The sequence below is a fragment of the Coriobacteriia bacterium genome (assembly GCA_041658765.1).
GTDB lineage: Bacteria > Actinomycetota > Coriobacteriia > Anaerosomatales > JBAZZO01 > JBAZZO01.
Genome location: JBAZZO010000008.1, coordinates 77,419 through 98,800 on the forward strand (window position 1 = coordinate 77,419; position 21,382 = coordinate 98,800).

Annotated in this window: 22 protein-coding genes and 1 tRNA gene; 12 read left to right on the forward strand and 11 right to left on the reverse strand. The window is 68.9% G+C overall.

Annotation, left to right across the window (positions count from 1 at the left end; genetic code table 11):
* Position 1: 1 nt before the first annotated feature.
* From WC971_06425 to pknB, 4 genes are all read left to right on the forward strand, one after another.
* The gene (locus WC971_06425; GenBank protein MFA5844447.1) at positions 2–418 is read left to right on the forward strand and encodes an FHA domain-containing protein; all 417 of its coding nucleotides are present in this window, start codon (positions 2–4) and stop codon (positions 416–418) included.
* Positions 415–1,512 carry a Stp1/IreP family PP2C-type Ser/Thr phosphatase gene (locus WC971_06430; GenBank protein ID MFA5844448.1) on the forward strand — a complete coding sequence of 366 codons (1,098 nt, stop codon included), beginning with the start codon at positions 415–417 and terminating at the stop codon, positions 1,510–1,512. The genes WC971_06425 and WC971_06430 overlap by 4 nt, the downstream gene beginning before the upstream one ends.
* 11 nt (positions 1,513–1,523) lie before the next feature.
* The gene (locus tag WC971_06435; GenBank protein ID MFA5844449.1) at positions 1,524–4,247 is read left to right on the forward strand and encodes an FtsW/RodA/SpoVE family cell cycle protein; all 2,724 of its coding nucleotides are present in this window, start codon (positions 1,524–1,526) and stop codon (positions 4,245–4,247) included.
* 94 nt (positions 4,248–4,341) lie between these two features.
* Positions 4,342–6,162: a Stk1 family PASTA domain-containing Ser/Thr kinase gene (pknB, locus tag WC971_06440; protein MFA5844450.1), complete on the forward strand. Its 1,821-nt coding sequence runs from the start codon at positions 4,342–4,344 to the stop codon at positions 6,160–6,162.
* Here the strand turns inward: pknB and WC971_06445 are convergent.
* The 5 genes from WC971_06445 to WC971_06465 form a co-directional block, all read right to left on the reverse strand.
* Positions 6,141–6,785, reverse strand: a complete 645-nt coding sequence (locus WC971_06445) for a phosphoribosyltransferase family protein (protein MFA5844451.1) — start codon at positions 6,783–6,785, stop codon at positions 6,141–6,143. The two genes, pknB and WC971_06445, sit on opposite strands and share 22 nt — an antisense overlap.
* A gap of 7 nt (positions 6,786–6,792) precedes the next feature.
* Positions 6,793–8,166, reverse strand: a complete 1,374-nt coding sequence (locus WC971_06450) for a radical SAM protein (GenBank protein ID MFA5844452.1) — start codon at positions 8,164–8,166, stop codon at positions 6,793–6,795.
* Between the two features lie 71 nt (positions 8,167–8,237).
* The gene (locus WC971_06455; protein ID MFA5844453.1) at positions 8,238–9,599 is read right to left on the reverse strand and encodes a cobalamin-dependent protein; all 1,362 of its coding nucleotides are present in this window, start codon (positions 9,597–9,599) and stop codon (positions 8,238–8,240) included.
* The gene (locus WC971_06460) at positions 9,596–10,006 is read right to left on the reverse strand and encodes a hypothetical protein (GenBank protein MFA5844454.1); all 411 of its coding nucleotides are present in this window, start codon (positions 10,004–10,006) and stop codon (positions 9,596–9,598) included. Before WC971_06460 ends, WC971_06455 begins: the two co-directional genes overlap by 4 nt.
* Positions 10,003–11,385: a radical SAM protein gene (locus WC971_06465; GenBank protein ID MFA5844455.1), complete on the reverse strand. Its 1,383-nt coding sequence runs from the start codon at positions 11,383–11,385 to the stop codon at positions 10,003–10,005. Before WC971_06465 ends, WC971_06460 begins: the two co-directional genes overlap by 4 nt.
* A gap of 168 nt (positions 11,386–11,553) precedes the next feature.
* Between WC971_06465 and WC971_06470 the strand changes: the two genes are divergently transcribed.
* From WC971_06470 to WC971_06480, 3 genes are all read left to right on the forward strand, one after another.
* Positions 11,554–12,030, forward strand: coding sequence for a cupredoxin domain-containing protein (locus WC971_06470; GenBank protein MFA5844456.1), 477 nt, complete (start codon positions 11,554–11,556; stop codon positions 12,028–12,030).
* A 95-nt stretch (positions 12,031–12,125) separates the two neighbouring features.
* Complete coding sequence (locus tag WC971_06475) at positions 12,126–13,307, forward strand: hypothetical protein (GenBank protein ID MFA5844457.1); 1,182 nt, start codon at positions 12,126–12,128, stop codon at positions 13,305–13,307.
* A 72-nt stretch (positions 13,308–13,379) separates the two neighbouring features.
* The gene (locus WC971_06480) at positions 13,380–14,270 is read left to right on the forward strand and encodes a hypothetical protein (GenBank protein ID MFA5844458.1); all 891 of its coding nucleotides are present in this window, start codon (positions 13,380–13,382) and stop codon (positions 14,268–14,270) included.
* A gap of 231 nt (positions 14,271–14,501) precedes the next feature.
* Here the strand turns inward: WC971_06480 and WC971_06485 are convergent, their stop codons facing one another.
* Both WC971_06485 and WC971_06490 read right to left on the reverse strand, forming a co-directional pair.
* Complete coding sequence (locus tag WC971_06485; protein MFA5844459.1) at positions 14,502–14,801, reverse strand: hypothetical protein; 300 nt, start codon at positions 14,799–14,801, stop codon at positions 14,502–14,504.
* Positions 14,802–14,861: 60 nt separating this feature from the next.
* Positions 14,862–15,473 carry a hypothetical protein gene (locus tag WC971_06490; protein ID MFA5844460.1) on the reverse strand — a complete coding sequence of 204 codons (612 nt, stop codon included), beginning with the start codon at positions 15,471–15,473 and terminating at the stop codon, positions 14,862–14,864.
* Positions 15,474–15,556: 83 nt separating this feature from the next.
* On the opposite strand from WC971_06490, the gene WC971_06495 reads away from it, so the two are divergent.
* A tRNA-Arg gene (locus WC971_06495) sits at positions 15,557–15,632 on the forward strand.
* Between the two features lie 90 nt (positions 15,633–15,722).
* Here WC971_06495 and WC971_06500 read toward each other — a convergent pair.
* Positions 15,723–16,895, reverse strand: a complete 1,173-nt coding sequence (locus tag WC971_06500; protein ID MFA5844461.1) for a site-specific integrase — start codon at positions 16,893–16,895, stop codon at positions 15,723–15,725.
* Complete coding sequence (locus WC971_06505) at positions 16,892–17,983, reverse strand: hypothetical protein (protein ID MFA5844462.1); 1,092 nt, start codon at positions 17,981–17,983, stop codon at positions 16,892–16,894. Before WC971_06505 ends, WC971_06500 begins: the two co-directional genes overlap by 4 nt.
* 23 nt (positions 17,984–18,006) lie before the next feature.
* Between WC971_06505 and WC971_06510 the strand changes: the two genes are divergently transcribed.
* Together WC971_06510 and WC971_06515 are read left to right on the forward strand one after the other, a co-directional pair.
* Positions 18,007–18,222 (forward strand): helix-turn-helix transcriptional regulator, encoded by a 216-nt coding sequence (locus WC971_06510; protein ID MFA5844463.1) that lies wholly within the window; start codon positions 18,007–18,009, stop codon positions 18,220–18,222.
* On the forward strand, positions 18,215–18,457 hold the full coding sequence (locus tag WC971_06515) for a helix-turn-helix domain-containing protein (GenBank protein MFA5844464.1): 243 nt from the start codon (positions 18,215–18,217) through the stop codon (positions 18,455–18,457). Before WC971_06510 ends, WC971_06515 begins: the two co-directional genes overlap by 8 nt.
* A 488-nt stretch (positions 18,458–18,945) precedes the next feature.
* On the opposite strand, the gene WC971_06520 is transcribed toward WC971_06515, so the two are convergent.
* Positions 18,946–19,425: a hypothetical protein gene (locus tag WC971_06520; protein MFA5844465.1), complete on the reverse strand. Its 480-nt coding sequence runs from the start codon at positions 19,423–19,425 to the stop codon at positions 18,946–18,948.
* 231 nt (positions 19,426–19,656) lie between these two features.
* Between WC971_06520 and WC971_06525 the strand changes: the two genes are divergently transcribed.
* Positions 19,657–20,094, forward strand: coding sequence for an ATP-binding protein (locus tag WC971_06525; GenBank protein ID MFA5844466.1), 438 nt, complete (start codon positions 19,657–19,659; stop codon positions 20,092–20,094).
* A complete protein-coding gene (locus WC971_06530; GenBank protein MFA5844467.1) occupies positions 20,091–20,642 on the forward strand; it encodes a hypothetical protein in 552 nt (183 codons plus the stop codon). Before WC971_06525 ends, WC971_06530 begins: the two co-directional genes overlap by 4 nt.
* Positions 20,643–21,183: 541 nt before the next feature.
* On the opposite strand, the gene WC971_06535 is transcribed toward WC971_06530, so the two are convergent.
* The coding region (locus WC971_06535; GenBank protein ID MFA5844468.1) for an IS110 family transposase at positions 21,184–21,382 on the reverse strand (199 nt) is incomplete at its 5' end.

Below are 21,382 nucleotides of genomic sequence, written 5' to 3' on the forward strand. Positions count from 1 at the left end.
GGTGGTCGACATCGTGCTGCTCTTCGGCAGGATCGTATTGCTCGCGCTGGTCTACCTCTTCCTCTTCGCCGCGGTGCGCGCGGGGATGGGCGCCGTGCGCGAAGCCGCCGCGGCCTGCCCCGGAGAACTCTCGCTCCTCGTCGCCGCGGGACCGAAGGCTTCCGTCGGCGTGCGTATGCCGCTGATCAAGCCGATCGTCGTGGGGCGCTCCCCCGAGGCGGACCTCGTCATCTCCGACGACTTCCTCTCGGCGAAGCACGCCGTCGTGCGCCCGGAGGGACAGGGGGCCGTGCTCGAGGACCTCGGCTCCACGAACGGGACGTCGCTGTCGGGCGCCCGGGTGGACCGCCCGACGCCCGTGGGACCGGGCGACGTCGTCGAGCTCGGCCGCGTCCGGATCAAGGTCGAGAGGCGATGACCGGCTCGCGCCGGGAGGCGCATCCACGCTATGCCGCCCTCACCGACGTCGGTAGAGTGCGCTCGGCGAACGAGGACTCGTACCTAGCCGAGCCGCCCCTGTTCGCCGTAGCCGACGGCCTCGGCGGCCACCAGGCCGGCGAGGTCGCGAGCCGCATCGCGATCGACACGCTGCTCGCCTCGGCGCCACGGCGGGCCGACGCGAGAGCGCTCGGGCGCGCCGTGCGCGCCGCGAACGTCGCGGTCATCCAGGCCGCCGAGCGCGGGCACGGGCGCGCGGGGATGGGGACGACGCTCACCGCGGCGATGGTCGAGGGGACCCACATCGTCCTCGCGCACGCCGGCGACAGCCGCGCGTACCTCTTCGCACACGGCCGGCTCCAGCGGATCACACGAGACCACTCGATGGTCGCGGACCTCGTGCGCCGGGGCGAGCTGACCGAGGAGGAGTCCCGTCACCACCCCAACCGCAGCGTGGTCACACGGGCTCTCGGCTCCGACCCCGAGATGCCGGCGGACACCCACGAGCTCGACGCGGGTCCCGGCGACCGCCTCCTGTTGTGTACCGACGGCCTTCACGCGATGCTCACCGACGATCGGATCGAGGCCCTGGTCGCGGCCTTCCCCGACCCCAAGGACGTCGCGCGCGCACTCGTCGCGGAGGCCCTGCTCGGCGGCGGGTACGACAACGTGACCGTCGTCGTCGTCGACATCGCGGAGACGGGCCCGGAGCGCGCCTCGGAGCGCCGGAACTCGGTGCGACGCTGGTGGGCGGCGGGCCTGTGGGCGGTCGTCGCCGCGGCGATCGTCGTCACGGGCTCGTTGGGCGCCTACACCTACGCCCGCTCCCGCGCCTACCTGACCGCCGAGTCCGGCGTGGTGGTGATCCACCGCGGACTGCCCGGCAGCTTCGCCGGCATCCGTCTCGACTGGCGCGAGCAGGAGACCACGCTCGCGCTCGACGCGGTCGCGTCGGCCGACCCGGTGATGGCCCAGCGACTGCGCATGGGGCTCGTCGTCCGCGACCTCGCCGAGGCGCGTCGCGTGGCGGAAGACCTGCGCGCGCTCGTCGCATCGGCGTCCGCCGCACCGTGAGACCGGCCCCCATGCGCCAGCGGCGGACCTCCGAACTCCTGCTGATGCTCGCCGCGGCTCCGGCGGTGATGCTCGCGTTCGCGCTGGTGCACGGGGCCGCGCGCTCCTCGGTCGGGTGGAGCGACCTGTCGGTCCCCGGTGGCCTCTTCCTCGCGTTCTGCGTCGCGCACCTCGCGGCGCGGCGCTGGGCGCCCGAGGCGGACCCTGTGACGCTCCCGGTCGTCTTCCTCCTGTGCGGCATCGGGCTCGCGGTCGTCACGAGGCTCGACGCCCGGCTCGCGGCGAGCCAGACGCTGTGGGTCGCCGTGGGTGTCGGCGTGCTCGTCGCCACCCTCGCGCTCGTCCCCTCGCTCGAACGTGTCGCGCGCTACAAGTACACGGTGATGCTCGCCGGCCTCACGCTGCTGCTGCTCCCCGCCGCGGTCGGCAAGGAGGTCAACGGGGCCAAGCTCTGGCTGCGCGTGGGCGGTCTCTCGTTCCAGCCGGCGGAGATCGCCAAGGTGCTCCTCGTCCTCTTCCTCGCCGCATACCTAGCCGAGAACCGCGAGGTGCTCTCCGTCTCGACGCGTCGCATCGCGGGGATGTGGGTGCCCGCCGGCCGCCATCTCGGGCCGATGCTGGCCATGTGGGCCGTCTCTCTCGCCGTACTCGTGCTTGAGAAGGACCTCGGCTCGAGCCTGCTCTTCTTCGGCATCTTCCTGGTGATGGTCTACGTCGCCACGGGCCGGCCCGCCTACGTGGTGACCGGTATCCTGCTGTTCGCGGTCGGAGCCGCCGGAGCTTATGCGGCCTTCGGACACGTGCAGACGCGTATCGCCATCTGGCTCGCGCCCTTCGCCGACGCCGACGGGAAAGGCTATCAGCTCGTCCAGTCCCTGTTCGCGCTCGCCGCGGGAGGGATGACCGGCACCGGTCTCGGGAAGGGCATGCCGGGGCGCATACCCTTCGTGGAGACCGACTTCGTCTTCTCGGCGATCGGCGAGGAGCTCGGCTTGCTCGGAGCCGCCGGACTTCTCGCGGCGTACCTCGTCGTGTGCCTGCGAGGCCTTGCGACGGCCGTGAGAGCGCGCTCGGATATGGCCGCCCTCACCGCGGCGGGACTGGTGGCGACCTTCGGGCTGCAGACGTTCGTGATCGTGGGAGGCGTCACGCGTCTCATCCCGCTGACCGGCATCACCCTCCCGTTCGTCAGCTACGGAGGGTCCTCGGTACTCGCCAACTTCGTCCTCGTCGCGCTCCTGATGCGGGCGGGGGACGCCGCCGTCGGGCCGCGTCCGGCGAACGTGACGGGCACCATGAGCGGCGCCGCGCTCGGACGCAGGCTCACCTTCGTCGCCGGCGGGATCGCCGCCCTGCTGCTCGCGCTCGTGGCGAACCTCACGTATCTGCAGGTGCTCGCGGCTCCCGCACTCGCGGCGAACGCGCACAACACCCGTGCACTTGCCCGCTCGCTGGCGCAGGAGCGCGGCTCCATCGTCACGGCCGACGGCGTAGTGCTCGCGGAGTCGGTCGCGGACGGAGCCTTCTTCCGGCGGCGCTACCCGCAGGGATCGCTGGCCGCGCACGTCGTCGGCTACTTCAGCCCGACCTACGGCCGCGCGGGCCTCGAGTCCTCGCTCGACCCCTCGCTGGCCGGGCACCGCTCGCTCGCCACGCCGCGGGACGCGCTGGACGCGGCGGCCGGCGTCCCTGTGGCGGGCGCCGACGCGCACCTGACGATCGACAGCCGCGTCCAGCGCGCCGCACAGCGCGCGTTGGCGGGCAGACGCGGCGCGTGCGTCGTGCTCGACCCGCGCACGGGCGCCGTGCTCGCGCTCGCGTCGAGCCCGACGTTCGCGCCGGGACGTGTAGACCGCGACTGGGAGTCGATCTCGGCGAGCGGCACCGGTGCGCCGCTCGTGGACCGGGCGATCGCGAGCCTCTACCCGCCGGGCTCGACGTTCAAGCTGGTCACCCTCACCGGTGCCCTCGCGTCCGGAGTGGCGACCCCGGGCTCCACCTTCCCCGCGCCGGCGCGCCTCGATATCGGCGGCGCACCCGTCACCAACTTCGAGGGCGGCGGGTACGGGCTTCTCGACCTGCACTCGGCCACCGAACGCTCGGTGAACACCGTCTTCGCACAGCTCGCGGTCCGCGAGGGCGCGCGCGCGCTGGTCGCCCAGGCGCGCCGCTTCGGCTTCGACCGCCGTGTCCCTCTCGAACTCCGCGCCTCGACCTCGCTCATGCCCGACCCGGACGAGATGACGACCTGGGAGCTCGCGTGGGCGGGGGTGGGTCAGCCGGTCGGCGAGCACGCCAGCCCTCCCGGCCCGCAGACCACCGCGCTGGAGATGGCCCTCGTCGCGGCGGGCATCGGCAACGGCGGCGTGGTGATGCGGCCGTACCTCGTGCAGTCGGTGACGGACCGGACCGGGCGCGTCGTCTCGGAAGCCGCTCCTCGCGCGTGGACGACGGCGACCGACGAGCGCACGGCCGCGACGGTGCGCGACATCATGGTCGACGTCGTCGAGCACGGCTCGGGGACGCGCGCCCGCATCCGTGGCGTCGCGGTCGCGGGCAAGACGGGCACCGCCGAGGTCGGCGCGGGCTCCTCCACGCACGCGTGGTTCGTCGCGTTCGCGCCGGCGGGCGCCCCCAGGGTGGCGATGGCGATCGTGCTGGAGCGCGCCGGGGTCGGCGGCAGAGTCGCCGCGCCGGCAGCGCGCGGGGTCCTCGAGACGGCGCTGTCGCGATGAGGCGCTCGCGTCCGGCCCGCTCGAGAGGCGCATACGGTAGAATCCGTGTCGTGGGGGCTGTCATGCGAGCAGGGGAGACGGTGCGGGAGCGATCGTGGACGACCTGACGTTCGGCCGCAGGTACAAGACGATCGAGAAGATCGGCTCGGGCGGGATGGCGGACGTCTACAAGGCCGTCGACGAGACGCTCGGCCGCACGGTCGCCGTGAAGGTGCTCCATCCGCGCTACGCCTCCGACCCGGCCTTCGTCGCCCGCTTCCGCCAGGAGGCCCAGGCCGCCGCGAACCTCTCGCATCCCAACATCGTGAACATCTACGACTGGGGCCGCGAGGGGGACACCTACTACATCGTCATGGAGTTCGTGCGCGGCACCGACCTGAAGACGCTCGTCACCGAACACGGGCCTCTCGACCCGCGCAAGGCGGCGGAGTACGCCGCCCAGGTCTGCGCGGCGCTGTCCGTGGCGCACGGGTACGACATCATCCATCGGGACATCAAGCCTCACAACATCGTGCTCACTCCCGACGGCATCGTGAAGGTCATGGACTTCGGCATCGCCCGCGCGGGCAACACGACCATGACCCAGACCGGCTCGGTGCTCGGCACCGCCCAATACATCAGCCCCGAGCAGGCCCAGGGGCGCACGCTGGGCCCGGCGAGCGACCTCTACTCCCTGGGCGTCGTCCTCTACGAGCTCACCACGGGCGTCCTGCCCTTCGACGGAGACACGCCCGTCGCCGTCGCGCTCAAGCAGGTCAACGAGGAGCCGAGACCGCCGCGGAGACGCCGCGAATCGATACCGCCGGACCTCGAGGCCGTCATCCTCAGGGCGATGCGGAAGGACCCGGCCGAGCGCTACACCTCCGCTGAGGAGATGCGTGACGACCTGCGCCGAGTCCTCGCCGGCGCGCCGGTCGCGACGCCCGCGCTGATCGACGAGACTTCCGTCCTCCCCGCCGTGGGCCGGACCCGCGATTCCGCGCGCCACCCCGCACGCTCGCCCCGCCGCGGTCCGCAGGTCCTGGCTTGGGTGCTCGCGCTCGCCGCTCTCCTGGCCATCGGCCTATTTGCGGCGTGGGCGCTCGGGCTCTTCGGTCCGTCGACCGTCGCGGTCCCCGATCTCACAGGCCTCACGCAACAGGAGGCGAGCTCGACGCTCACAGGCGTCGGCCTCTCCCTCGGCACCGTCAAGACGACGCCCGACCCCGAGGCCGCCAAGGGGACCATCATCAGCCAGGACCCGGGCGTCGGGGCGCGCGTCCCCAAGAAGTCCTCGATCGACATCGTGGTGAGCTCGGGAGTCGAGAGCGTCGACGTGCCCGACCTGGTCGGTCTCCCTCAGGAGGACGCGCTCCGGGCGCTGCGGGAGACGGGACTCCAGCTCGACACTATCGCGCCCGAGTACAGCACGTCGTTCGCCGAGGGTACCGTCATGCGCCAGACCCCGGAAGCGGCCGAGAAGGTGGCGAAGGGAACCGCGGTCACGCTCGTCGTGTCGCGCGGCACCCAGCTCGTCTCGGTGCCCGACGTCACGGACCTCACGACCGCTGAAGCCCGTGCCTCGCTCGCGGCCGCCGGCTTCACCGCATCGACGTCGAGCGCGTTCAGCGACACCGTGACTCGCGGACGCGTCATCAGCCAGAACCCCCAGGGAGGCGTCTCCGTCGCCGCCGGCGCTCGCGTCACGGTGACGGTCTCGCAGGGCCCCGATACCGTCACCGTGCCCGACGTCAGGGGCATGGCCGAGGCGGACGCCAGGACCACGCTGCAGCGCGCCAACCTTCGCGTGCTCGTGAACTACCAGGTCAGCCCCGACGACGGCCTCGTCCTCACACAGAATCCGATCCCCAACGCGTCGGCGCGGCGCGGCGACACCGTCACGATCTGGGTCGGTCAGGCGCCACCGGCCCAGTAGGATCCGCGCGCGTCTTCCAGCAGCGCGACGACCTGCTCGTCGGTCAGCTGCGGGAACCGCTCGTAGAACGCGCCTACAGCCCCGAAGTCGCGTGGTGTCCGAACGGCGACGAGCCGGTCGACCGACGCCGCGAGGCGCCTCGCGGCGTCCGGCGCGATCACCGGTGTGGCGAGCGTCACGGACGCAGCGCCACGGTCGCGCGCCAGACCTATCGCCGCTAGGGCGGTCAGCCCGGTCGCGATGCCGTCGTCGACGAGCACGACCGCCGCGCCGTCGAGCGTGATGGCCGTCCGATCCCCCCGATAGAGCGCGAGACGTCGCGCCACCTCCGCGTGCTCGAGGGCGGCCTGTCGTCGCAGGTAGTCGTCGGGCACGCTCGCCGAAGGGTTGCGCAACACCCGACCGTCCTCGTCGACCGCGCCGACCGCGAACTCCGGGTAACCGGGGGCTCCGATCTTGCGCACGCCGACGACGTCGAGCGGGAGACCCAGCGCGCGAGCGATCTCGGCGCCCACGGCGACACCGCCGCGAGGGATGGCGAGTATCAGCCCCCCCGCGACTCCGCGGTACTCCCCGAGCAGCGCCGCAAGAGCTATGCCCGCCTCCGCGCGGTCCCGGAACATCCTCTCCTCACCTTCTGGAGCGCCTGCGCCACCAGGGCCGCTTCTCGTTCGGGTCCCGCTGGAGATCCTCGTGATCGCGCGCGAACTCCTTGAACGCCCTGCCTTGCGGATACTGGATCATCAGCGAGGCGATGTGCGACATCGGGAACCCGGATCGCGCGATGTGGCCGACACGCCTGAACATCTTCGGCCAGTTGAAGAGGGCGGCCCGCAGATCCCGCACGGCTCTCTCGCGCGCTTCAGGGGTCATCTCAGGATCGTCATGGTAGAACGTCGCGTGATTGCCGTCGTAGCGGTCCCAACCGATCCCGGGGATCAGATACGGCCCGTACTCGTCTCGCAGGCGCGTCCCCGGGAAGGGCGTGGTCATGACGGGGTGCGCGGAGATGCACAGCCGATCGGTGAGGTCGAGTACTCCGTCGAAGTCCTCGGCCCGATGCTCGCGGCTGCCGACCATCATGAAGAGCATGACGTCGATGCCGTGCGAACGGATGCGCTTGATCGCGTCGAGGCGGTCGCGCCCCTGCTTGCTGGTCGCGTGGAGCTCACGCAACACGCGCGGATTGTCCGACTCGTATCCGCACATGATGGCGACCATGCCCGCTTCCCGCGCGGCCTCCAGCATCTCGTCCGCGCGCGGGTGCTGCGCGCTGACCAGGTCTCCTTGTCCGAACCACCACTTGCCCTTGACCTGCTTGGCCATCTCCTTGAACAGAGCGATGGAGCGGTCGAAGTCCACACCCCACACGTTGTCGTCGACATTGAAGAAGAGCCTGCGCTCGCTCGCGGCCACCTCTCGCACGACCTCGTCGATAGGACGCATCCGTACCGTGTGGCCGAACGCAGCGTGAACGCTGCAGAATCCGCAGGAGTGCGGACATCCGCGGGCGGTGAAGAACGAGCCGAAGGGGTAGACGTCCGGCAGCAGATCGGTCCGTGGGCGCGGAAGTCCGGACAGCGAGCAGAAGGGCCCGTCGTAGCGCGGCTTGAGCGTGCGCATGCGCGTGTCTGCGAGCACCCGACCCCACACGGTCTCCGGTTCGCCGACGACGATGGAGTCGGCATGCTCGGACGCCTCTTCCGGATTCGCGTTGACGTGCATCCCGCCGAGAACGACCTGGAACCCGTGACTGCGCAGGGTGTCGGCGGTCCGGTAGGCCCACGGAGCCTGCGGCGTGAGAACGGTGATGCCGACCAAGTCCGCATCGAACGTCTCGGGGTCGAACTCACGGCGGTTCGCGTCGACGAGCGTCACCCTGGCGTCCGGGTGCACCTGTTCGGTGAGTCCCGCCATGTACTCGATGACCGGCGGCGCGATAGGAAGGCCTGCCGACCGGGCGCCGTCCACCCCGAAGGGCGGGCTGATGAACGTGACCTTCACGTGGCGGAGCCCCCGGATGCCGGTGTCGGCGACGTTACCCCCGAGTCAGAGTATAACCGGCGAAGCCTCTCTCAGCGACGCGCGTCCACGCGGGCTTCCGCCACCTCGGGCAGCGTCTCGGGGACCCGGTCGTATCCGAGCTCCCACTCGCGGAACCCGCGGCCCTGCAGATACTGCATGATGAACGAGAAGACATGCGTCGTCGGGAACCCGGCGAGCGGGATGCGCCGCACGCGACGGAGTATCCGATCGGTCTCGAACACCTGGGAGCGCAGCCGAAGCAGCCCACGTTCCCGCGTCTCCACTCCGGTGGTGGGGTCGGTGTAGACCGCGTGTGTCCCGTCGAACCGGTCCCAATCGAAGCCAAGGAGCCGGCTCTCGTACTGTCCGTAGAGTTCCGTCCCGGGGAACGGCGTCACGATCTGCGGGTGCGCGCTGACGTCGAGACGGTCGCACAGCTCGAGGATCGCCTCCGACTCGGCGGCGAAGTCCGCTCCCGCACCGACCATCACGAAGAGCACGACGTCTATGCCGTGCGAGCGGATGCGCTTGATCGCGTCGACGCGGTCGCGTCCCTGTTTGCCCACCGCGTGCAGGTCGGCGAGGACCGTCTCGTTCTCGGATTCGTAGCCGACCATCACCGCGCGCATCCCCGCGGAGTGCGCCGCGGTGAGCAGCTCGTCGGAGCGAGGATTCCCGACGCTCACTAGGTCCGCTTGGCCGAACCAGTACTTGTGGCGCAACGTGCGGCCCATCTCGCGGAAGAGGTCGATCGACCGCGGCACGTCGACACCCCAGGCGTTGTCATCGAGGTTGAAGAAGAGCCGCCGCTCGCTGGCGGCTACCTCGCGCACGACCTCGTCGATGGGGCGCAGACGGACACTCCTGCCGAAGAACTTATGCACAGCGCAGAAGGAGCAGGCGTGCGGGCAGCCGCGCGAGGTGAAGAACGACCCGAACGGATAGACGTCGGGGAGAAGGCTCGTCGCCGGACGCGGGAGCCCCTCGAGCGGCGATCGCGTGCCGTCGTAGCGGTCGGCGAGCCTGTATCGCATCGCGTCTTGGAGGACCTGCCCCCACACGCTCTCGGCCTCGCCCACGACGATCGAGTTCGCGTGCCCGGCCGCCTCCTCCGGCAGAGCCGAGACGTGGACACCACCGAGAACGACCTGGATGCCGCGATGGCGCAGTGCATCCGCCGTCTTGTACGCCCACGGCGCCTGCGGAGTGAGCACGGAGATGCCGACGAGGTCGGCTGCGCAGCCCTCGACGTCGAACGGATGCTGGTGCGCATCGATGAGGTCGACCTCGGTACCTGGACGGACCTGGTGGGTCAGGCCGGCGAGGTACTCGAGTACCGGCGGAGCGATGGGAAGGCCCTTCGCGTTCGGCGAACCATCACCGAACGGCGGGCTGATGAGCGTGAGTCTCACGTCGAAGCGCCGCCATCGTCGCTCGCAGCACGCGCCATCCTCCGCCACAGCGCCACGCCGAGGACGACGGCCACGACCATCAGCGAGTGCTTGACCATGAGCGCCGGCAACATGAAGCGAGTCTTCGCCGGGTCCCACTCGAGCTGCGAGAAGAAGATCGTTCGCGGGATCCCGCCTATCACGATCCAAGCGATCGCGCCCCACGCGAACCGCGTCAGCACGGGGAACGCACGGCGGAGCATAGCCGCCTCGCCGGGTCCGCCACGCTCGGCGGCGCGCCCTAGCACCCACATGATGACGGCGCTCGCGAGAAGGAGCGCCGTGGCGACGTCGTGGAAGTAGTCGTTCATCACGAGGAGGACCTTGAGCAGCGCCTGATCCGGTCCGAGGACTGGCACCCAGCTCACCGCGAGACGTCCTGCCCGCCACGGACCTGCACGGGTTCGAGCGTCGGCAACTCGGCGAGGACCTGCTCGTGCGCGGAGGCGAACTCCTTGAACGCCCGTCCCTGCGGATACTGGACCATGAACGACGTGATGTGGGCCATCGGGAAGCCCTTCGCCGATATCTGGCCGACGCGGCGCAGCATGCGCGGCCAGGTGAAGAGGTCGGCCCGCAGACGCAGCACGGCGCTCTCGCGAGCTTGAGGCGTCATCTCGGGATCGTCGTGGTAGAAGGTCGCATGGTTGCCGTCGAAAAGGTCCCAGTCCATCCCGGGGATGAGGTGCGGGGTGTACTGCCGGTAGAGGTCGGTCCCGGGGAAGGGAGTCGTCATCACCGGATGCGCCGAGACGTCGAGCCGGTCGCACAGCTCCAGCACCGAATCGAAGTCCCGAAGATGGTCAGCGCGGCTCCCGACCATCATGAAGAGCATGACGTCGATGCCGTGCGAGCGGATGCGCTTGATGGCGTCGATACGGTCGCGGCCCTGCTTGTTCGTCGCCTTGAGCTCGGCGAGCACCTCGGGACTCGGTGACTCGAAGCCCACCATGGCGGCGGTCATCCCCGCCGACCGGGCTGCGTCGAGCAGCTCGTCGGCGCGAGAGTTCTGCACCGTGGCGAGGTCGCCGGAGCCGAACCACCACTTGTTGTGGATGGTGCGACCCATCTCCTTGTAGAGCTCGATGGAGCGGCTCTGGTCGACGCCCCAGACGTTGTCGTCGATGTTCCAGAACATGTGCTTGCTGCTCGTCGCCACCTCGGCGACGACGTCGTCGATCGGACGCATGCGCACGACATGACCGAAGTTCTCGTGGACCGAGCAGAACGCGCAGGAGTGCGGACAGCCTCGGCTGGTGAAGAAGGAGCCGAAAGCGTAGAAGTCGGGAAGCAGGTCCGTCCGCGGACGTGGCAGGTCCTCCAGCGGCGCGTACGGGCCGTCGTACCGGAGCCTCAAGCGGCGTGCGGCGGCATCGAAGAGGATGTCGCCCCAGATCGTCTCCGCCTCGCCCACGACAATGGCGTCCGCGTGAGCGGACGCTTCGTCGGGAAGCGCGTGGACGTGGATACCGCCGAGGATGACCTGGATGCCGCGCGCCCGAAGCGCGTCGGCGGTGCGATAGGCCCACGGCGCCTGGGGCGTGAGGACCGTCATGCCGACGACGTCGGCGTCGCACGTCTCGGGATCGAAATCACGAAGGTTTGCGTCGACCAGCGTCATGTCGGTACCCGGGCGCACCACGTCGGTCAGTCCGGCGAGGTACTCCAGGACCGGTGGAGCGATCGGAAGCCCTTTGGACTTCTGCCCGCCTTCCCCGAAGGGCGGGCTGATGAACGTGATCTTCACGGCTGGCTGGCGCCTCTCGAAGTGGCGAACCGACCCCCCTGGGGTCGTCTCTCCGCATAAAGCAAAGCACATGCCGAGCCTGGACGCATCCTCACATGTGACGTCGCGCGTGGCATGGAAATCGCTGTATGCGGTCGCGTGCATACGACGACAGGGACGAACCACAAGATGGCTGAACGGGAACGGACGTCGAATGATGGACGCCCGGCGGTCAACGGCCGCCGGGACGAGGACGTCCGGTACCTGGTCGTGCTCGGCGTCCTCGTGGCGCTCATCGTCTTCGGCGTGACCATCGCCCGCGCGAACGCCGCGCGCACCCTGCTCGCCTATCCGAACGGTGCCGCCAGTCAGGCGGCCGCCACCTCCGGAGAGACCGTCATCGCCGACGGGGTGCAGAGCATCCACGTCGACGTGTCGACCGGCGTGTTCGTCCCCTCCACGATCATCGCCAAGACCGACGTCCCCCTCAAGATCACCTACTCTCAGGGCAGCGGCTGTATCTCGAAGGTCATGTTCAAGCAGTTCGGGATCGTCACGGACATCTCTCGCGGCGGCACGACGGTGAAGATCCCCGCCCTGCATGCCGGCGAGTATCCGTACTCCTGCGGCATGGAGATGATCTTCGCGCGCATCATCGCGCGGTAGCGTCACCGTATGCGCGGGACGAGCGGATTGCTATGCTTTGGCTCGAAATGAGCCCCCTCGGCTACCGCTGTAAGCTCCGGCTCCGGGAGATCCCGATGTCCCGCAAGTCCCCCGCTATCCTGTTCGCGCTGGCGCTGGCTCTGGTCATGCTGGGCGCCAGCACGGCCCTGGCCGCGCCGACACCCACACCCTGGCAGAGAGTCGACTTCACGCTCCAGGTGGAACAAGCCGACTCCCTCATGTTGTTGTACGGGACTCTTCCCGACTCCGTCAGACTGCCGGCGCGAGCCGAGCTCTCCGCCCCCAAGGGCGCCAGGGTGGGGTGGGTCGGCGAGATCCTCGGCGGCGACCTCTCCAAGGACCCGGCGCTGTCGACCACCACGCGCACCGTCGACGGCTTCGACGTCTACAGCTTCACGCTGACCAAGTCCCGCACGGCGCAGCTCGAGGGCTACTTGGACGGGGTCGTCGTCTTCGACGGCACGACCTACTCGACCGGATTCGAGTGGGTGCCGACCACCGACATCGGAGAAGTGCGGCTCTACGCCCGCCTGCGAAGCGACGCCAAGATCGTCCGGACTTCGAGCGGCGCCGAGCTGCAGCCGGGTCCTACCGGCTACCAGTACTACGGCAAGGTGTTCAAGTCCGTGAAGGCCGGGCAGCCACTCAGCCTGGACTTCTCGTTCACCCGGCCCAAGGCCGCACCGGCAGGCACGACGAGCGATGGCCCTAGTACACCCCCCGTTCTGCTCGTCGTGGCCGCCATCGTGGGGGCGAGCTTCGTGCTGCTCGTGCTGGCGATGCGCCGGAAGCGACAGACGCGGACGGAGACGACCGCGGACGACGACGGAGTCGAGACGGACGAGGCCGGCGCGCAGACGCCCCCGACGCCGGCCCGCAGGAACAACCGGCTCATAGTGGCGCTCATAGTGGTCGGCCTGATCTCCGCCATCGCGCTCGCCGGCATCAAGACCGCCGACACGCAGCAGGTCGTGGATGGGAAGATCACCCGCTTCTTCGGGTCGGCGGACTCGTGTACCTCGGCCTCGTTCGCGCTCGAGCCCGGCGCGGGTGTCGACTTGGCGAAGTCAGGACAGGAGCTCCTCGCGGTCTTCGAGAAGTTCCAGGGCGTCGGCAACGTCACCATCTACCTGGACGGCCCGCGCATGGACGTCGCCTTCTGTGAGTCCAGTCTCAACGAGGCGACCATCATCGAAGCGCTGAACGCAACGGGGCTGGTGACCGCCACCTCGGCGGGAGCCGCTGCGCCCCAGTAGCTGGAGGCCGGATCCGGCCACTTTCGTGCAGGACATCCCGAGAGTACCCTCGGATGGGGTGAGGCGGCAGACATGCTCCATTTCGCGGAGGTCCCCATCGGGAGGGCGGGCGCCCTCCACTGCAGACGCTGCACCACCGGCGGGGGCGAGACGCTGCGCGACGTCTCCGACGTGGCGGCGGACATCGCCGCGGCCGTGCGCGACTGGGACGATGGCGCGGGCCCGAACGTCTCGCTTACCGGCATCGAGCCTTTCCGTCACCCCGCGCTAGCCGACCTCATCGCCGAGGCCGTGCGCGTGGGAGCGGTGCGTCTGCGCCTGGACACCGACTGCGCCGCGCTCGGGGCGCCGGAGACCGCTCGGGCGACGATCGACGCCGGCGTCCGGCACGTCCGCTTCACGCTGCTGGGCTCGACACCGGAACTGCACGACGCTCTCGCCGGCGTCCCCGGCGGATTCGCCGCGACGATGCACGGCGTGAGGACTTTCGTGGAGACGGCGGCCGAGACCGAGACGCCGGTGCACGTCGCCGCGCGCGTGCCCGTCTGCCGCCACGACCTGCACGACCTGCCCGGCACGGTCACGGCTGCAGCCCGGGCCGGGGCCACTTCGGTGCTGCTCGTCGTCGAGGACACCGACCTCGAACTGCGATCGGCCGCACCGTGGCTCGGGGCCGCCTGCGACAGCGGCATCGTCAACGGGACGTGGGTCGAGGTCGAGGGGGTGCCCTACGGCCTGGCGCCGGGATGGGAGCTCCACCTCGCGTGGCTGTACCGTCCGGTCGCGAGCATGAAGTCCGCCCTCTGCGGGCCGTGCCCGCTCGATCCGATGTGCTCGGGAGCCGTTCCCGGCGCCGCCGACTCCGTGACCTCGGCTTTCCGCCCGCCCGTCGACGCCCGGAGCATCGCCGACGCCGTGTCGCGCGGGTTCTCGTATCCCGAGGGGGTCGTCTCCGGTGGCTGAGGAGCCTCTCAAGGTAGCCCTGGTGGCGCTGAACAGGCCCGGCTATCAGTCCCTGGCCCTGGGCTACCTGCGCGCGTACGCGGAGGCGAACGAACGGCTGCGCGGAAGGGTCGTCTTCCAGACGCTCGACCTCACCACCGACGTCGATCCCTGGTGGGTGGCCTACCGCGTGCTCCGCATGGGACCGGACGTGGCCGGCTTCTCGGTGTCCTGCTGGAACGCGCGCGCCATCTACGCGGCGTGCTCGATCATCCGCAACGCGCGACCCGATATCGTGACGGTGCTCGGAGGTCCGGAGGTCGGGCCGGTCGCCGAGGAGGTGCTCTCGGAGAATCCCGCGGTCGACATCGTGGTGCGCGGAGAAGGCGAGGAGACGTTCGCCGAGTTGCTCCGGGTGCTCTCCTCCGGCAAGCGCGCGTGGATGGTCGAGGGCGTGACGGCGCGGGACGGGGAGAGGATCGTCTCGGCGCCCGACCGCGCGCCCATCGAGGACCTCGACTCGATCCCGTCGCCGTACCTTTCCGGCGTCATCACGCCGAGCGAGACGTCGTCCTACATCGAGACGTTCCGCGGATGCCCGCACGCTTGCGGCTACTGCTTCGAGGCGAAGGGCGTCGCCGGGATACGAAGCTTCTCCCGCGAGAGGATACAGGCCGACATCGACGCGATGGCGAGCTCCCCCGGCGTGCGGACCTTCTCGTTCATCGACTCCGTCTTCAACCTGACCGGCGAGAGGCTGAGCTGGCTCGCCGACGTCCTCGAGCCCCACGCGCGTCGCGGCATCCGCCTGCACACGATCGAGGTCGACGTCGAGCGGATCGGAGACGGCGAGGCCGAGGAGCTGAGACGCGCCGGCGTCGTCTCGGTCGAGACCGGACCCCAGACGATCGGGGCGAAGGCGCTGGAAGCCAGCGGGCGGACGTTCCACGCCGACCGGTTCGTCGCCGGCGTCTCCGCTCTCAAGCGCGCCGGCATCTCGGTCGAGTGCGACCTCATCATCGGCCTGCCCGGAGACGATCCGTTCGACGTCATCGGCGGTCTCCGCTGGCTTTTGAGCCTCGACCCCGGGATCGTGCAGTCGTCGACGCTGCGCGTCCTGCCGGGCACGGACTTCTCGGCCCGCTCGGAGGAGATGGGGCTGATGTACGACCCGAAGCCGGACCATTCGGTGATCCAGACGCCCGGGATCGGTTTCGCCGACATGCGCAGGCTCGAGGTCCTCTCGAACGACCTCGGGATCTCCTACCGGGCGCGGCTCGACCGACCTGCGGTACAATCTCCCTCGCGCCCTCGTAGCTCAGGGGATAGAGCACAGGTTTCCTAAACCTGGTGTCGCGCGTTCGATTCGCGCCGGGGGCACCATAGATAACCTGCGGGAATGCTGCCCGCTTACATACCGCGGACCCTGCTCCGGCTGGGCTTTGCCCGAAATCTGGCACAAGTCCTTGAACGCTAACCCTCCGCGGCGAGCCTCTCGCGGGCTTCGGCGCGCCTCTCTGCTACCCGGTCCACGGCCTCGGCCTGCATCCCAGGCAACAGGTGGCCGTACGTGGTGAGAGTGAAGCCAGCCGATGAATGCCCAAGCCGCTCCTGTATCACCTTCGCCGGAGCACCGGCTGCGATGAGTTGGGCCGCGTGAGAGTGCCGGAGATCGTGGAAGCGGACGTGTATCCCCCGCCGTCCGCAGAAGCGCCGGTACACCTGCGAGAAGATGGACGGGCGCCACGGCTCCCCGCGATGCTCCGGGCATACGAGGCCGTTGTCCCGCCACGCGGGGCCTAGCTCGAGGCGCCGCTGGCTCTGCCGGATGCGATACTCCTTGAGCTCCCGGACCGTGAATGCGTCGAGCGCGAGGCGCCGACGGCTAAGCTCCGATTTCGGCTGACGGAAGGCGAGCCCGCTCGAGGGATCCTGCAACGTCTCCCGGACGACTAGCGCACCGCCCTCAAGGTCAACGTCACTCCACCGCAGCCCAAGCACCTCTCCCCGACGGAGCCCGACATTGGCAGCGAGCAGGATCGCCGTGTACAGGCTGAGGTGTCCGCTCTCCTCGCGCGCCGCGGCCAGGAGCCGCTCTGTAGCGAGCTCGTCTATCGCGTGGGCCTCCTTGCGCTCGGGCGTTGGAGGGTCAACCGCATCGCACGGATTGAGCGGGATGTACCGGAGCCTCACCGCGCGGCTCAGAGCGCGCCGGAATACGCGATGGTGGTGGAGCACCGTCCGGGCGCTGAGCTCCCCGCCGGAGAGCCGGCCGCTCTGGAGGGCCTCAAGGTAGTACCGCTCGATACGCTCGGGCCCGAGCTGGGCCAGCTTCACCGTGCCGAACGCGGGGATGAGGTGCCGGCGCACTATCGTCTCGTAGCGGTCAAGCGTGTACGGCGCCACGCGCGAGCCGCAGGAGGCGAGCCAGGATTCGAGATACTCGCCGACGGTCAGCTTGGACGGCTTGACGTGCGTTCCCGTCGCGCGCTCGTGCATGATGCGCGCCTGCTCCGCCTCGGCCTCGCGCCGCGTGGCTGCGTGTATCGTCTCGTACTCGTAGCGATACCGCCCGCTCTCGTCCCTGCCGGCCGGGATGCGAAACTGCCACGAATCGCCGTCTCTCCTGCGGAGCTTCCCGATCATCGCTCAGCACCCCCTTCACTCTCGGCCTGCTGCTTCGCTTCCTTCTGTAGCCGATCGTGCTTGTGTGCTCTGCACTTGTCGCTGCAAACCCTCTTGTGCGAGCGAGCAGCCGTGGCATCCCACCAACTCCCGCACTCCTTGCACTGTTCGTACTTGCGGTTTCCGTCCACCGCAGCCGCGAACTGCAGCCAGAGCGCCCCGAGTAAGTCACTGACGTCGAAGGCCAGGCGGAGACCCTCGCCGAAGGGCTTGCCATCCGGGACGAGCGTGGGCGTCACGGCCCCCCGCCGCAGCCCGTCGGTGATTGTGTGCTGCAGGACGGCTTGCGCAATCTGCCGGGATCCGAGTTTCGGTGAGAAGGAAGGCCGATACTCATCGGCCCGCAAAGTGACGAACCGAGGGACACCTTCGCCCCTGTAGTCTCCGTAGCTCTGCCACTTGACGAGCTCCTCATAGGCCGGCGTCCCGCCGTCTAGATCGCGCCGCAGCTCCCACATGACAACCGTCGGCAGCGCGCCGCCCCCCGGCAGCGGAGGGTTGTAGGCTTGCGTCCACACGTTCGCCGCGACGCCCTCCCCGGCCTTCCCGTTCCGCAGTGATTCCCACAAGCGCACCGCGGCGCACATCGTTTGTGTCTCGTACTGCCAATGAGCGAGCGATTGCAGCCAACCGGCATTCCACGACCGGAGCGGGCCGTACTCGCGCGCGAAGCGCAGAAACGTATCCTCCCCGTCCAGGTTCGCGAAGATCTGGAACAGGGCCAGCTCATCATTGAGCGGTGCGTAGTCGGCCGCAGGCATGGTGCGGAGCCACACGCTCTCGGGATAACTCGTCTCCGTGACGCGCATCTCCTCCCGCGCGGCCCGAGCCAGGTCCAGTCCAAAAGCCTCCAGGTGCTTCTCCCACGGAACCCACACGGCGGAATCCGAGCGGTGCCAGGTGAAGGCTACAAGCTCCGTGAGTGCTGAGCTGGGCTTTTTCGCTGTCATCGGATTCCTACGCTTTCTCCTCGTCATAACGTTTGTGTGCCCACAACCCGTTAGGTACACTCTACCCGTGGTCAAGCCGTTGGTCAATGCGAAGTCCACCCGATTGATTCTAAGGAGCGACAATGACACCTAAGCCGCGCGTCACGGATAGGCGCGAGCGAGCAAGGCTCACCATCGCTGCGCTCGCTCGCAAGGCAGACATGAGCGCGAGCACAGTCGGCCAGATCGAGAGCGGCCGTCTCGTCCCGTATCCAGTGCAACTCGAGAAGATCGCCGCGGCGCTCGGATACGAGGGCGACCCATCCGAGCTGCTGGATGAGGTGAGTGGCGATGAGTGACACCGGGACCCTCACGCTCGACACCGCGCCCGACGTGCTGACCGTCGCGGATGTGGCGGCTCTCCTCGGCGTCGCTGAGAGCACCGTCCGCGGCGCGATCGCCCGGCGTGAGCTCCATGCCGTCAACCTCGGACGCCGAATCATCGTCCCGAAAGCTGCTCTCGTCAGGTTCCTTGTCCCGCCCGACACCGACGGGCGAGTAATCGGCGCACCGTCGCCGGACGAACCTGGATAGAGGCAAAGGTGAGCTCGCCTAGCGGATTCGTGAGATACCCGCGCGAAGCGCGTAGAGCCCTCCGCGGCCTGCCGTGGTCGGCACACGCCGTCTACGCGCACCTATTGCTCGCGGCCAATCACCGGGATTGGACGGGGACAACCTCGGCCGCTGCGATCTCGGAGCAGCTCGGCGGAACCCGTACCACCGCCTCCAGTGCTCTGGCCGCCCTCGCTGGCCGCGGGATCATCGAGTATCACAAGGGCGCGAATCAGTACGAACGGACGCGCTACCGCGTGCTCCTGAATCACGATGCTGTCCAATCAGAGAGCTGGCACGGTGTCCAAATAGAGAGCCAGCAACTTGACAGCACTGCTCTGAAAGTGGACAGCAACTTGACAGCACACCGACCCGCACCTGCGGAAACGCGGCCTTTAGAACCTTGTATATCTCTACAAGAGCGTTGTACCACCGTGGCGGCGGGCCCTATCCCCGAGATAGTCAGAGCTTCACGCGACAAACTCACCGAGCGACAGGCGCGCGATCTTGCGAAGACGCACGGCGCCGAGACCGTCCGTGCCGGCGCTGAGCGCCTCGCTTCCGACATAGCGCACGGGAGCAAGATAGTGAGCTTCCATGCGGTCCTGGCTCATCGCCTCAAGGAGGGCACCGAAGATCCCGGCAAGAGCGCCGGACCCGCTCGCCCGAAGGTCGAGCCCTATCCCGAAGGCTAGGAGAGAACCATGAGCATAAAGGCGGACGATCTCGGCGATCGCAGCCAGGAGTGGCTGGACGTCGAGGAGCGAGCGATGCAGAAGCGCCGGCGCGACCGCGCCGCGGCCGAGCAGAAGGAGACCGAGATGCACCGGCAGCTCGAGGAGCAGCGTCGCCTCCTGGCAGAGCAGCACGCCGAGCAGCTCCGAAAGGAAGAGGCGGAGGCCGAGGCCCGCGGCCCCGAGCCCGCGCCCGTCCCGTGCCCGGAGTGCCAAGCCCCGCAGCGGCATACCGCCGACGGGGAGAGCTGGCTGCCGCCCGACGAGGGACCGTGCCCCGAGTGCCAGCAGCGTACCGCCGAGATTGAGCGCGAGGCCGAGGCGAGGCGCTACCGCATCGCTGCGCTCTGCCTCAGCGAGCTCGAGAGCGGATGGACACTCGAGGCATACCGCCCGCGGACACCCTCGGGACAGGAAGCACTCGCAGCCGCGAATGGCGAAAGCTCCTTGTGGCTCTACGGACCGCCGGGAACCGGAAAGACGCACCTCGTCACCGGGGCCGCCATCCGAACGCTCGAGGCTGGCTCTGCCCGCGTCGAGCGCTGGCTTGTATCGAACCTGCTGCGGACGCTGCAAGAAGCATCCCGCGCTGGCAACGGCCTAGAGGAGCGCATCATCCGCTCCTTGAGCGAGTGTGACTTGCTCCTCCTTGACGACCTCGATCTAGACCGAACCTCGGGGTTCCGCCGCGAGCTGCTCCATGAGATCGCCGATGCACGGTGGCGCAACGGCCGGCGTACCCTCGTCACCTCCAACAAGCCGCCCCACGAGATCGCCGAGGGCGTGGGCGAGCGGGTGACATCCCGCCTCGCCGGGCTCTGCCGCGTCCTACACCTCGAGGGACCGGACGGCCGGCGCTCCCGAAAGGAGAGCGATGCGGCGTGACGCAATCCAACCGCCCCACAAGGCGAGGCCGCCCCTCCAAGTACTCGCCCGCCCTGTGCGAGCGCGTCGAGAGCACCGCCGAGCACGGTGCGACGCTTGTCCAGATCGCGGTCGCGTGTGACGTATGTACCTCCACCGTCAAGACGTGGATGCGCGAGTTTCCGGAGTTTTCGGCCGCCGTCACGCGCGCGCGCGCGAGGGCAGACGCCCCCGTTGAGAGCGCCCTGTACCACGCCGCTCTGTCCGGCGACAATGTCGCGATCAAGATCTGGCTCTCGAACCGACGCCCGCATGAGTGGTCCGACGCAAAGCGCGTAGAGGTCAAGCGCGCGGGCGGGGGCGCTATCGAGTATGCCAACGTCAGCGACGCCGACCTCATCGCGGAAGCCGAGGCAATCATCGGAGCCTCGAAAGCCAGGGCAAGCGCCGATGACGCCCGGGTACGTCTCACTAGCGCGGTTGACCGTATCGCTGGCGCGACGATAGACCCTCGAATGCTATCCGATGGCGTACTCGACGCGCTCGAAGCGGCAACGGTAGACGAGTAGCTCCCACGTCCAACGCTGCTTATCAGCGGGATAACAGCGGGGCTCCACACTCGCGAACACAGGAGTACCCCGAGCGCAGGAAGAGCCGCGAGGGAAGCGGCTCGGAGCGAGCATAGAAGGAGCCGGACAGCGAGCTGGTGCTGAAGGTCGATGACGTGGTGTTCTTCGGCCTGTAGGCTGAAGAAGCGGTGCCTACGGATGCTCACCTAACCCGCGCATCGACACCGACTCGCCGCGGTCGGTAGGGTAATCTGGACCGTGAAGCGCACGGTCGCGGCTCGCGGATCATGCGCAAACACGTTGATATGAGATGGCCGGTCAAGCGAAGTTGGCCTCACGGGGCTCTCGATCGTGGTTCGAGAGGTGCAAGCGGGCGGGCACATGGGAACGGCGCTCGACCATGCTGATATCCGGGGATTTCAACCCCACATCTCGGTCGGACCGGAGCCTGCCTCCCACTAGGCGCGCGCTTACTGGAGTCGCATAACGTGGTCGAGGATCTCTCCGGAGTCTGGCGCCCGCCCGCGTGCATGACTGTTTCCTACGCCCCCAGGTTCCCGGTCATGAGCCCCCACACGAAGCCGGATAGCTCACGCGCGGTCGCCACGACAGCGGTATGCGCACCCTTCCTCGCCGCGATCTTGCGGAACGTGCCGGAGAGCCGGCACTGAGCCGCCCACGAGTAGGCGGTCACCTCGGGGCTCTGTCCTTCGAGCCGCGCTCTGAGCTTCCCACGGACA

Excerpts from the sequence above, each read along its gene's own strand:
- WC971_06480 (MFA5844458.1), top strand. The coding sequence starts at position 13,380 with ATGCTCCATTTCGCGGAGGTCCCCATCGGGAGGGCGGGCGCCCTCCAC.
- WC971_06470 (MFA5844456.1), top strand. The coding sequence starts at position 11,554 with ATGGCTGAACGGGAACGGACGTCGAATGATGGACGCCCGGCGGTCAAC.
- WC971_06510 (MFA5844463.1), top strand. The coding sequence starts at position 18,007 with ATGACACCTAAGCCGCGCGTCACGGATAGGCGCGAGCGAGCAAGGCTC.
- WC971_06435 (MFA5844449.1), top strand. The coding sequence starts at position 1,524 with ATGCGCCAGCGGCGGACCTCCGAACTCCTGCTGATGCTCGCCGCGGCT.
- WC971_06490 (MFA5844460.1), bottom strand. The coding sequence starts at position 15,473 with ATGTCGGCGAAACCGATCCCGGGCGTCTGGATCACCGAATGGTCCGGC.
- WC971_06445 (MFA5844451.1), bottom strand. The coding sequence starts at position 6,785 with ATGTTCCGGGACCGCGCGGAGGCGGGCATAGCTCTTGCGGCGCTGCTC.
- WC971_06515 (MFA5844464.1), top strand. The coding sequence starts at position 18,215 with ATGAGTGACACCGGGACCCTCACGCTCGACACCGCGCCCGACGTGCTG.
- WC971_06500 (MFA5844461.1), bottom strand. The coding sequence starts at position 16,895 with ATGATCGGGAAGCTCCGCAGGAGAGACGGCGATTCGTGGCAGTTTCGC.
- WC971_06475 (MFA5844457.1), top strand. The coding sequence starts at position 12,126 with ATGTCCCGCAAGTCCCCCGCTATCCTGTTCGCGCTGGCGCTGGCTCTG.
- WC971_06485 (MFA5844459.1), bottom strand. The coding sequence starts at position 14,801 with ATGACGCCGGAAAGGTACGGCGACGGGATCGAGTCGAGGTCCTCGATG.
- WC971_06430 (MFA5844448.1), top strand. The coding sequence starts at position 415 with ATGACCGGCTCGCGCCGGGAGGCGCATCCACGCTATGCCGCCCTCACC.